Source organism: Priestia endophytica, from assembly GCF_026790145.1.
In the GTDB taxonomy this organism is placed as follows: domain Bacteria; phylum Bacillota; class Bacilli; order Bacillales; family Bacillaceae_H; genus Bacillus_I; species Bacillus_I endophytica_A.
This window is the reverse complement of sequence record NZ_JALAMS010000076.1, coordinates 21,682-32,975: the sequence shown is the minus strand read 5'-3', so window position 1 is coordinate 32,975 and position 11,294 is coordinate 21,682. Positions and strand designations below refer to the sequence as shown.

Below are 11,294 nucleotides of genomic sequence, written 5' to 3'. Positions count from 1 at the left end.
CTAAGAGGGATAATATCAAAGAGCCATCCCTGTCTTTTTTATGGTCATTGGTGGAAGACTTTCTATGCTTTCCTAAGAGAAGAAGGATTTCATCAATAGAAATATTCAATCTTTGCTTTGTCCGTAAAAATAAACCTAATCAAAAAGCTTACTCGTTTTTCAAAGGATCACCATCAAAAGGTTCACAACTCACTTTTATGGATTGAGTAGGACAGCCGTCAGCTGCGTCTTCCAAATCATCGTAAAAATCTTCATCGACAGAAGTAATTCCTTGATTGTCATCAAGCAAGACATAAGAAATACCTTCATCATCGTATTCAAATAAATCGGGACAACTTGCTCCACAAGCTCCACAAGCTATGCAAGTTTCTTTATCTACAATCGTATATTTAGTCATATCTCATCCTCCTTACTTTGTAAGATTTATCCCTAGAAGTTCAAGTTTTTAAGTATATCAATCTCTGTTTTCTGCCTACATCTCGTTCTCTATTTAAGAATGAACTATTCTTTCATTAGCCTTGTCCTATGAAGAGGTTGAACTTTGGCATTAGAATCACTATTAGTACACACTCTAGGTTTATAACGTTTTAGAAACGGTTTGGATGGTAATAGTTATATTGAAAGCTAGATATGTCTCCATGCATTTCATAAACTAAATAGTAAAAAGGGATTTTCTTTTATCTAAGATACGAATGGCTTTTCCTTCAGATCTAGGAATACTTTTAGGAGCAAGCGCTTTGATCTTCATGCTTACTAAACAATTGTTTTTCATAGAATGTTGAACTTTCCTTACTACTGCCTGAATATGTTCATGAGCCATATTTCCATTTACTCTTTGGTAAATTTCTTCATTAATTTCGACATGTAATTCTACTATATCCAATGTACCATCACAGGCTAAGTGAACTTGGTAGTGTGGAGCTAATTCTTGAATTTGAATTAAATAATGTTCAATTTCAGATGGAAATACGTTAACTCCCCGTATAATGAGCATATCATCAATACGACCTTTTACACGTGACATTCTTGTTGTGGTTCTACCACACCTACAAGTTTCTCTAGTAATAGACGCAATATCGCCTGTGCGATAACGAATAACAGGGAAAGCCTCTTTTGTTAAGCTAGTGAATACTAGTTCACCTTCCTCACCGTCTGGTACTTGTTCAAGGGTGTCTGGATTGATAACTTCTACGAAAAAATGATCTTCAGCTATATGTAGGCCATTTTGAGCTTCATGACATTCTACAGCAACGCCAGGCCCCATTACTTCACTAAGACCGTAGATATCACAGGCTTTGAGATCGAACTTTTCCTCTAAAATCTTCCGCATTTCCTCAGACCATGGCTCTGCCCCAAAGATACCAAATTTGATTGAACTTTCTCTAGGATTTAAACCCCTTGCTCCCATTTCTTCAGCGATCTTTAAAATATAGGAAGGAGTCCCAGCGATTACAGAAGGTTTAAAGTCTTTAATAAGAGAAATTTGACGGTCTGTATTTCCTCCAGAAATAGGTACTGTCGCCATTCCGAGTCTTTCTCCTCCATAATGAAGGCCTAATCCACCTGTAAATAACCCGTATCCATATGCATTGTGAAATATCCCAGCTGGTTCTCCACCCGCAATAGCGATTGCTCTTGCCACAATATCAGACCAATTTGAAATATCATTTTTCGTGTAACCTACTACTGTAGGTTTCCCGCTTGTACCAGAGGAGGCGTGGAGACGGACAAGTTCTTTCATATCAACAGCGAATAAATTAAAAGGGTAATTTTCACGTAAATCTGATTTTTTAGTAAACGGTAATTTGTTTATATCTTCTAACGTCTGTATATCTTCAGGTGAGATCGTAAGCTCCCTAAATTTTTCTTGATAAAAAGGTACTTTATCATAGACTCTTATTAGGGTTTCCTTCAAACGACTTAATTGTAGCGCTTTCATTTCTTTCCGAGAATACATTTCAACGTCATGAATAATCACAAATTTTATCCCCTTTCGTATCCCTTTTAATTAAAACGCTTACAAAAAATATAACAATTTAAAAACTATAACTATAAAAAAGTTATATAACACATTCAAAAATTATCATAAAATGAGCGAATTGTAAATATTTTTTGATATTTCTCCCCCTTTTATTTTAAAAACATAAGAAAAAATGCTGAGTTCCAATTATGGATCATGTTTTTAGGTTTGGTTTTATTCCAGTTTAAAAAGAGGGGAATCATGAGTCTTTTCATGTATGAAGTTTAATTTGCGAAAATAAGAAGGAGAACTTTTTCTTATATTAATTAAAAATTAAAATGACATGAAAAAAGCGGAAATTATATATAACGAAATTATAGTAATTTTATATATGTGTGTTATGTTTGTCGTTTTTATTACTTTATAATTTGTTTAAAAAATAATGATGTGTGAATGAATAGAAAAGGGGAGAGAGTTTATTATACAATTCCTACCGAAGGGGATTGAGGAACGGTATAAATAAAAAGAAGAGTAGAATAAAGGGTATAGCCATTAAGGAAGAAGAGTAAATGACATTAGTTACAAATGGGGGATATACAATCTGTCCTTTATGATTTGGTAAGATTTAAATAGATAAGAAAAGATATAAGAAAAGCATACGTCTGAATTGATAAATCTTTCTTTATCCAAAAGATTTAATGAGATTTGATCTATTATTTTTAGAAGGTGCTCATATTTTAAACATCAAAAAAATTAATCAAGAAATTTCAGAAAATATATACAAATGATAAAAAACGTGTTATATTATACCCAACGATATAACAATAAAATAAAAAAATATTTTTTTTCGTTATATTGTAAGTTGATGTTGAATTCATATTCCATAGCATTTCAACTATTTATAAGTCTTCAATAAGTGTATAAATAGTTGGTGTTATAAAGGGATGAATTGACACGAAAAATGCAATAGGAGAGGGATAAAGAACAATCTTTATTTGTTTCTAAAGATATGGAGAAGCAATTGTGTATTACAACATAACCAAAAAAAGTAATAACACTTAAAAACCGTTATGGAAGTTGTGGGGAGGGATAAAGAATGAGTACAACTAAAATTACAGAAAAAGAAAAACTTGAAAATTTTATACACCGCATTGAATCAGGTGAAAAAATTGAGGCAGAAGACTGGATGCCAGAAGAATATCGAGTAACATTGATTAAATTAATCTCCATGCATGGAATTAGCGAAATAATGGGAGCGCTTCCTGAAAAAGAATGGGTTCCTAAAGCTCCTTCTCTTCATCGTAAGCTCGGGATTATGGCTAAAGTACAAGATGAAATGGGACATGGTCAATTATTATTACGTGTTGCTGAAGATTTATTAAAGCCTTACGGAAAAAACCGAGGGGACTTAATGCAAGATCTCTTTAATGGAGATCTTAAGTTTCATAATGTATTTCATATGCCAGCTAAAACGTGGGGAGATGCTGGGCTAATTGGTTGGTTAGTAGATGGCGCAGCCATTATCACCCAAACAAATATGTTAGGTGCTTCATATGGTCCCTATGCACGTGCTCTTCAACGAATTTGTGCAGAAGAGGTCTTTCATGCTCAGCACGGAGAGGCTATTATTATGGCCCTAGCAGAAGGAACAGAAGTACAAAAAGCCATGATTCAAGAAGCATTAAATCGCTGGTGGGATTCTCTACTTATGTTCTTTGGTCCAGCGACAAGTAATACAACGGGTACTTCTAAACAAGACGTAACCGTAAAATATAAAATTCGCACAAAAACAAATGAAGAATTGAGACAGGATTTTCTTACTAAATACATTCCTCGTATTTTATCACTGGGGTTAACGATTCCAGATCCATCGCTTCACTATGATGAAGAACAAAAAACATGGATTTATCAACAACCGGATTGGAATGAATTTAAGAAAATCATTAAAAATCAAGGACCTCGTTCCGAGGCGCGACTTAACCTTCGCCGAACTTCTTACGAAAGTAACGCATGGGTACGTGAAGCACTAAGCGCAGCGATTAGCTAGGAAAGGAGTATAGACGGATGGAAACTAATAAAAAAACATTCTACCAAGAGTATGAGGTTTTTAGTAAACGTACACCTAATTCTTCATTTCAACACCAATTCAGTCTACTTGCACCAAACGCTGACATGGCTTTAGTGATGGCTCAAGAGAACTTTATGCGTCGTGAACCAGTTACTGATATTTGGGTCGTTAATCGTACTGATATTCGCGGGATAAATCCCGAAGAAAAACAGATCCTCGCACGCTTAGACAACAAACAATATCGGACAACAAAAGGGTATGGCTATTTAAAGAAGAAATGGCGTCATTATGAACAACAAATGCTGGATGAAAAAGAAATTTTGTCATGGGGAGGAACAAAAAAATGAGTGCAACAGCCAACCTTACGAATCTAGATTATACAAAAGCTCTGACAGAATTACTATTTCAGCTTGCAGATGATGACTTTCTCTTCTCTTACCGTGGTTCCGAGTGGCTAGGATTAGCTCCACATATCGAAGAAGATGTGGCTTCTTCCTCGATCAGTCAAGATAGCATGGGGCATGCTGTTTTGTATTATCGCCTATTAGAAGAACTGGGGCATGGAAGCGCAGATGAATTAGCTCATGCTAGACCAGCCTCCGAACGAAAAAATAGCATTCTAGTTGAACGAGTCAATGGTCCTGGTCATTATATGGAAGATCCTCAGTATGATTGGGCTTATGCAGTAGTGAGAAATTACTTCTATACACTAGTAAAAAAGGTGAAAATTGATTCCTTAAAACAAAGTAGTTATCCGTCTCTCGCTGATATTGCTGTGAAAATTAACATGGAATTGTACTATCATCTTCTTCATTGGAAAACATGGTTTGTTCAATTATTAAGCACGACAGATGAAGCAAAAAAACGGATGAATGAGGCCATTAGGAAAGTAATGAAAGACTTTGATGATGTGTTCTCCTTTGGAGCTCATGGGGAATCTATCCCACAGTTTAACTTGATTGAAGAAGAAAATGTATTAAAAGAAAGATGGGTAGCAGCTCTTAGTCCTGTATTAGAATCAGTTGGAGCAGAGCTTCCTAGAGAGATAGAGGCTCACAATAAGAACGGACGAAATGGTGAGCATACAGATGAGTTAGACGAGGCCCTGTTAACATTAGGGGAAGTATACCGCATAGATCCAGCAGTCCCTTGGTAAGCACATAGAGAAAGAGGTGAAAAAAATGGTTGCACGCTTAAGCGTTACGATTCAAGATGTGCTGGATACATTAAAACAAGTAAAAGATCCGGAGATCGATACTGTAAGTATTCTCGATTTAGGAATGGTAGAAAAGGTTATGGTCCGGGAAGATAGCATTTATATTCAAGTTATTCCTACTTTTTCCGGATGTCCAGCTCTTGAAATTATTAAAAGTAACATCGTACAGGCGGTAAAAAATGCACACGCCATTGAACATGTACAGGTAGAATTTATTCACTCACCTCCTTGGACATCTGATCGCATTACTGAAAAAGGACGCCAAAATCTAAAAAAATTTGGGATATCTCCCCCTAGCCATATGAAAGAAGATGGATCATGGCATATTGATTGTCCATATTGCGAATCCACGTATGTCACAATGGAGAATATTTTTGGACCTACGGCCTGTCGAAGTATTTTATATTGTAAAAGCTGTAAAAATCCATTTGAGGCAATGAAACCAATGTCAGCCTTATTATAAACAAAAAAAGGAGAGGAATAAAATGGTAAAATTAATCGCGTTATATAAGCATCCTGAAAACAAAGAGGAGTTTGATGAGCATTACTTTAATGTACATGGACCAATTACAGAAAAAATCCCAGGTCTTCGCAAGATGGAAGTAACAAAAATCGTAGGTTCTCCTATGGGTGGAGAAGGTAAATATTATCTATTATGTGAAATGTACTATGATGATCATGAAGCTCTAAAACAAGGATTAAAATCAGCTGAAGGCAAAGCATCTGGAAAAGATTTGATGGGATTTGCAGCAGAGCTTGTTACCTTAATGATTGGTGAGGAAGTAAAGTGAGCACTTTCGAATTTATTGAAACCTCGATTAGAGATCAAGTAGGAATCATTGAACTTAATCGGCCTAAACAGTACAACGCATTGAATCGTACAATGGTAAGAGAAATCGTTGAATCTATGGAAATGCTTGATCGGAATAATGAAGTAGTCACAATATTACTAACAGGAAAAGGGCGCGCTTTCTCAGCTGGCGCTGATATTGAAGAAATGGCTAATGATGGACCTATTCATTTAGAGCTGTTAAATCAATTTGCTGATTGGGATCGTCTTTCATTGATAAAAAAACCGATTATTGGAGCTGTACAAGGATTTGTATTTGGCGGAGGGTTTGAGTTAGCGCTTTGCTGTGATCTGTTAATTGCAGCAAACGGTACTGAATTTTCATTTCCAGAAGTAAATATTGGTGTGATGCCAGGAGCAGGGGGAACACAACGTCTTACAAAGGTTGTGGGAAGAGCAAAAGCGTTGGAATGGCTTTGGACAGGAGACAGAATTCCTGTGGAAGAGGCTTTAAAGTATGGCTTGGTTAACAAAATCGTTGCTCATGAGCTATTAATGGAAGAAACGTTCAAATTCGCTAAAAAGTTATCTAAACAACCTCCTTTATCCTTGCGTCTCATTAAGGATTCTGTCAATAAAGCAGTAGATTACCCTTTATATGAAGGGATGCAATATGAGAGGAAGAACTTCTATCTATTGTTTTCTTCAGAAGATCAAAAAGAAGGAATGAAAGCGTTTTCTGAGAAAAGAAAGCCAGAATTTAAAGGAAAATAAGGAGATTAAAAAGTATGTTTGAAACCATTCAATATAATGTCCGAGATGGAGTAGCTTGGCTGATCTTAAATAGACCTAACAAGCTTAATGCGTTCATTGCTCAAATGAATCATGAGATTAAATCAGCTATCAAAGATGCTTCCTTAGATGAAAATGTCCGTTGCATTGCTATTACTGGTGAAGGACGTGCCTTTTGTTCTGGTCAAGATTTAGCAGAAGTTGATGAACACATGGATCACGGTCAGGTTTTACGGGAGCATTACGCCCCAATGATAAAGCAAATTATGATGTGTGAAAAGCCTATTATAGCTGCAGTAAATGGTACTGCAGCAGGGGCCGGATTTAGCTTGGCCCTTGCATGTGACTTTAGATTAGTATCAGAAAAAGCAAGTTTTGTGAATGCGTTTATTCACGTTGGACTCATTCCAGACTCAGGGAACTTGTACTTTCTTTCAAAATTAATTGGTCAGGCGAAAGCAGCAGAATTAGCTATTTTAGGAGAAAAGATTTCAGCGATTGAAGCCGAACATTTAGGGTTAGCAACAAAGGTCATTTCATTAGATACATGGGAAAAAGAAGTGAAAGAATTTGCTGTACGTTTAGCAACTATGCCAACAAAGGCAATCGGTTTAATTAAACGATATTTAAAATTAGCGAATGACCTATCTCTTAATGAATATTTAGAAAAAGAAGCGGAAGGTCAGCGAATAGCTGGAACAACAGAAGATCATCGACATGGTGTTCAAGCATTTTTAGAAAAACAAAAACCTGTTTTTATCGGAAATTAAAAGGAGTGGATTATATGTCAACAGTTCAAGAAACAAAAGTAGAAAAACCGGAAATGAAGAGAAAATTTTATCATCTTATCATTAATGGAGAAAAACTAGAAAGTAGCAATGGTTCAACATTTAAAACGTATAATCCTGCAACAGGTGAAGTCATCGCTGAAGTAGCAAAAGCCTCTAAAGAAGATACAGAAAAGGCAATTCAGGCAGCTCGTCAAGCATTTGATTATGGAAAATGGAAGAAGTACCCCGTTAATAAACGCTCGCGTACTATAAATAAAATTGCCTCAATTATGCGTGCTAGATTCAATGAATTAGTAGAGTTAGAGATTTTGGATACAGGAAAATCTCTTCATGCGGCACAAGGGCAAGTCATGCAGGCAATTGAGGATTTCGAATTTTACGCTTCAGCTATTGTTGGTCATCGTGGTGCTGTTAATAGCGTACCAGGGCAATTTCAAAATTATACAGAAAAAGAGCCTGTCGGAGTTTGCGCTCAAATTATTCCTTGGAACTACCCATTAATGATGGCAGCATGGAAAATTGCTCCTGCTCTAGCTGTAGGATGTTCTGTGATTGTTAAACCAGCTTCCCTAACACCATTAACAGCCATCATTCTAGGCGAAATTTGTCTTGAAGCTGGTGTACCAGAAGGCGTAGTAAATGTTATTCCAGGTTCTGGATCAGAAGTTGGGAATTATTTAGTTGAACATAAACAAGTGGACAAAGTTGCCTTTACTGGTTCAACTCCGATCGGAAAAAATATTATGGAAAGAGCGTCACAAACGTTAAAACGCGTAACGTTAGAGTTAGGAGGGAAATCTCCAAACATCGTGTTTGATGATGCAGATCTAGATGCAGCAGTTGATGGATCATTATTTGGAATCTTCTATAATACAGGACAATCATGTGAAGCTCGTTCTCGTTTATATGTACATGAAAGTATTTATGATGAGTTTGTTCGTAAGTTTGTTGAAAAAACAAAAAAATTAACATTAGGAGATCCATTTGATAAAGGTACACACATTGGGGCGGTCATTGATCAAAATCAACTAGATGTCATTGATGGCTATGTAAAATCCGCAGTACAGGATGGGGCAGATATTTTAACTGGCGGCAAAGTTGCCGAAGTAAAAGGATTTGAAAATGGCTTTTGGTATGAACCTACTGTTATCGCAAATGTTAATCATCAAATGAAAGTAGTAAATGAAGAAATCTTCGGTCCTGTTGTTGTGATTATGAAATTTACAGATGAAAAAGAGGCGATTAAACTCGCAAATGATACAGAATTTGGCTTAGGTTCAGCTCTTTGGACAAAAGATGGAGCGCGTGCTACACGTGTAGCAAACCAAATTCAAGCTGGTATTGTAATGGTCAATTGTCCATTCTCTGCATTCCCAGGCACTCCATTTGGTGGATATAAACAGTCAGGCTTTGGCCGTGAGTTATGCATTGAAACGCTTGATTTATATACAGAAACAAAAAGTATTATTTCTTACTATGGAAGCCGTCCTTTGAATCCATTTGGCTTGTAAGCCTAGAATACGTACGGATAAAGCTCTATAAGAGTTTTATCCGTACTCTTTTAAGTAAAACATAAGGGGGGAACGGAACAATGATAAATAATATTGTCGTAGTAGGTTCTGGTGTAATGGGCAGAGGTATTGCTTACGTATCAGCTGTAGGGGGGTATTCGGTTACATTAATAGATGTGGATGAATCTGCTTTACAAAATGCCGAAAAAGAGATTGTTAGTTTATTTGAAAAGAGTTTAAATCGTGGCCATATTTCTAGCGAATTAGTTTTACAAGCTAAAAGAAATCTTTCCTATTCTACAGATTTAAAAAGGGCAGGAAGTCAAGCAGACTTAATCATTGAAGCTGTGCCTGAAAAAACAGAAATTAAAAGAGGAGTGTTTCATAATCTAGAAGAATATGCGTCTGATTCCTGTATTTTCGCTACTAATACTTCAACAATGAGTCCGACAGAAATTGCTTCATATGCTAAACGCCCCGAAAAAACAATTGCTATGCACTTTTTTAATCCAGTACATAAGATGCCGCTTGTTGAAATCGTCCGCGGCTTAGAAACCAGTGATGAAACAGCACAACTTATTAAAGAAGTAGCAGAGCAAATGGGGAAAAAAAGCGTTGTGATTAATGAGTTTCCTGGATTTGTAACGAGTCGAATCAGTGCGTTAGTAGGAAACGAGGCTTTTTATATGTTACAAGAAGGATTAGGTACGCCAGAGGAAATTGATAAAGCTATTAAACTAGGATTAAATTATCCAATGGGTCCATTTGAACTTGTCGATTTGGTAGGGTTAGATGCACGTTTAAATAATTTAAAGTATTTACATGAAAAGTTAGGTGAAAAATACCGACCAGCTCCGTTACTGGAGCAATATGTGAAAGCTGGGCGTCTAGGCCGGAAATCAGGTAAAGGTGTATACGATTATACAAACAAGTCAAAAGAGGAGGTCAAAAAATGAGGGAAGTTGTTATTGTAGATGCAGTGCGAACTCCTATTGGAAGATATAAAGGAGCTTTAAAAAATATACGTCCAGACGATTTAGGGGCGATAGTTATTAAGGCGCTCATTGAACGTAACCCGAACCTCCCACCTCATCAAATTGAAGAAGTGATATTGGGGAATGCCAACCAAGCTGGTGAAGATAATCGTAATGTGGCTAGAATGTCAGCTTTACTAGCAGGACTTCCAACAAGTGTAGGGGGAACTACTGTCAATCGTCTATGTGGATCAGGTCTTGATGCTGTAATCTATGCAGCAAGAGCTATCGCGATCGGTGAAGGGGATATTTATATTGCTGGGGGCACAGAAAGCATGACTCGTGCACCTTTAGTGATGGCTAAACCCGATAAAGAATTTCCGAGAGGCAGTATGGAGTTACAAGATACAACAATTGGCTGGCGTTTTACAAATAAAAAATTAGAAGAAATATACGGGGCAGAAACAATGCCTAAAACGGCTGAAAATGTAGCCCAACAATTTCAAATTTCACGTAGTGAACAAGATCAGTTTGCATTTGAAAGTCAACAAAAAGCAAAAAAGGCAATGGAAGAAAATCGATTCTCCGAAGAAATTGTACCTGTTATGTATCGAGATCGAAAAGGCAATGAAGTTGTTATTGATAGGGATGAACATCCTCGTCCTGATACAACGTTAGAAACATTAGGAAAATTAAGACCCCTTTTTGAAGGAGGAACGGTTACTGCAGGAAATGCCTCAGGTGTTAATGACGGAGCCTCAGCCCTTCTAATAATGAGTGCGGACAAAGCAAAAGCATTAGGTTTAAGACCGCTTGTAAAGTATGTGGTTGGTGCAACAGCGGGATTAGAACCTAGCATCATGGGGTTAGGCCCGATTTTGGCTACTAGAAAAGCTTTGTCGCGTGCCAACTTAACAATACAGGACCTTGGGCTAGTTGAATTAAATGAAGCTTTTGCTTCTCAATCTTTAGAATGTATTCGTCAACTAGAGTTAAATACAGAGAAAGTGAACGTAAATGGAGGAGCTATTGCATTTGGACATCCGCTAGGAGCAAGTGGGGCAAGAATATTAACAACTCTTATTTACGAAATGAAAAAACAAGATATCCGGTATGGCCTTAGTACAATGTGTGTGGGTGTTGGACAAGGAATTGCAACAATTGTGGAAAATGTAAAATAGAGGAGTCCCTT

12 protein-coding genes are annotated in these 11,294 nt (G+C 36.8%); 10 read left to right on the top strand and 2 right to left on the bottom strand.

The features are described 5' to 3' along the window. Positions 1-148: 148 nt before the first annotated feature. Both MOC86_RS26920 and MOC86_RS26915 read right to left on the bottom strand, forming a co-directional pair. Positions 149-397 (bottom strand): ferredoxin, encoded by a 249-nt coding sequence (locus tag MOC86_RS26920; RefSeq protein WP_268586949.1) that lies wholly within the window; start codon positions 395-397, stop codon positions 149-151. Between the two features lie 255 nt (positions 398-652). After that, complete coding sequence (locus MOC86_RS26915) at positions 653-1,978, bottom strand: phenylacetate--CoA ligase family protein (protein ID WP_268586948.1); 1,326 nt, start codon at positions 1,976-1,978, stop codon at positions 653-655. Positions 1,979-3,056: 1,078 nt separating this feature from the next. Here MOC86_RS26915 and paaA point away from each other — a divergent pair. The 10 genes from paaA to MOC86_RS26865 all read left to right on the top strand — a co-directional run bounded on the left by paaA (position 3,057) and on the right by MOC86_RS26865 (position 11,283). After that, positions 3,057-4,007: a 1,2-phenylacetyl-CoA epoxidase subunit PaaA gene (gene paaA / locus MOC86_RS26910; RefSeq protein WP_268586947.1), complete on the top strand. Its 951-nt coding sequence runs from the start codon at positions 3,057-3,059 to the stop codon at positions 4,005-4,007. A gap of 17 nt (positions 4,008-4,024) precedes the next feature. Continuing rightward, complete coding sequence (gene paaB, locus MOC86_RS26905) at positions 4,025-4,375, top strand: 1,2-phenylacetyl-CoA epoxidase subunit PaaB (protein ID WP_019394484.1); 351 nt, start codon at positions 4,025-4,027, stop codon at positions 4,373-4,375. Beyond that, complete coding sequence (gene paaC, locus MOC86_RS26900) at positions 4,372-5,184, top strand: 1,2-phenylacetyl-CoA epoxidase subunit PaaC (protein WP_268586946.1); 813 nt, start codon at positions 4,372-4,374, stop codon at positions 5,182-5,184. The genes paaB and paaC overlap by 4 nt, the downstream gene beginning before the upstream one ends. 25 nt (positions 5,185-5,209) lie before the next feature. Continuing rightward, the gene (paaD, locus tag MOC86_RS26895) at positions 5,210-5,707 is read left to right on the top strand and encodes a 1,2-phenylacetyl-CoA epoxidase subunit PaaD (protein ID WP_268586945.1); all 498 of its coding nucleotides are present in this window, start codon (positions 5,210-5,212) and stop codon (positions 5,705-5,707) included. Positions 5,708-5,729: 22 nt separating this feature from the next. Continuing rightward, positions 5,730-6,035 (top strand): EthD family reductase, encoded by a 306-nt coding sequence (locus tag MOC86_RS26890; protein WP_019394481.1) that lies wholly within the window; start codon positions 5,730-5,732, stop codon positions 6,033-6,035. Next, complete coding sequence (locus tag MOC86_RS26885) at positions 6,032-6,808, top strand: enoyl-CoA hydratase/isomerase family protein (RefSeq protein ID WP_268586944.1); 777 nt, start codon at positions 6,032-6,034, stop codon at positions 6,806-6,808. Before MOC86_RS26890 ends, MOC86_RS26885 begins: the two co-directional genes overlap by 4 nt. 14 nt (positions 6,809-6,822) lie before the next feature. After that, the gene (locus MOC86_RS26880; RefSeq protein ID WP_268586943.1) at positions 6,823-7,596 is read left to right on the top strand and encodes an enoyl-CoA hydratase-related protein; all 774 of its coding nucleotides are present in this window, start codon (positions 6,823-6,825) and stop codon (positions 7,594-7,596) included. A gap of 14 nt (positions 7,597-7,610) precedes the next feature. After that, the gene (locus MOC86_RS26875; RefSeq protein ID WP_268586942.1) at positions 7,611-9,128 is read left to right on the top strand and encodes an aldehyde dehydrogenase family protein; all 1,518 of its coding nucleotides are present in this window, start codon (positions 7,611-7,613) and stop codon (positions 9,126-9,128) included. Positions 9,129-9,208: 80 nt separating this feature from the next. Then, positions 9,209-10,084 carry a 3-hydroxyacyl-CoA dehydrogenase gene (locus MOC86_RS26870; protein ID WP_243509823.1) on the top strand — a complete coding sequence of 292 codons (876 nt, stop codon included), beginning with the start codon at positions 9,209-9,211 and terminating at the stop codon, positions 10,082-10,084. Beyond that, positions 10,081-11,283 (top strand): acetyl-CoA C-acyltransferase, encoded by a 1,203-nt coding sequence (locus tag MOC86_RS26865; protein WP_268586941.1) that lies wholly within the window; start codon positions 10,081-10,083, stop codon positions 11,281-11,283. Before MOC86_RS26870 ends, MOC86_RS26865 begins: the two co-directional genes overlap by 4 nt. Positions 11,284-11,294 lie beyond the last annotated feature (11 nt).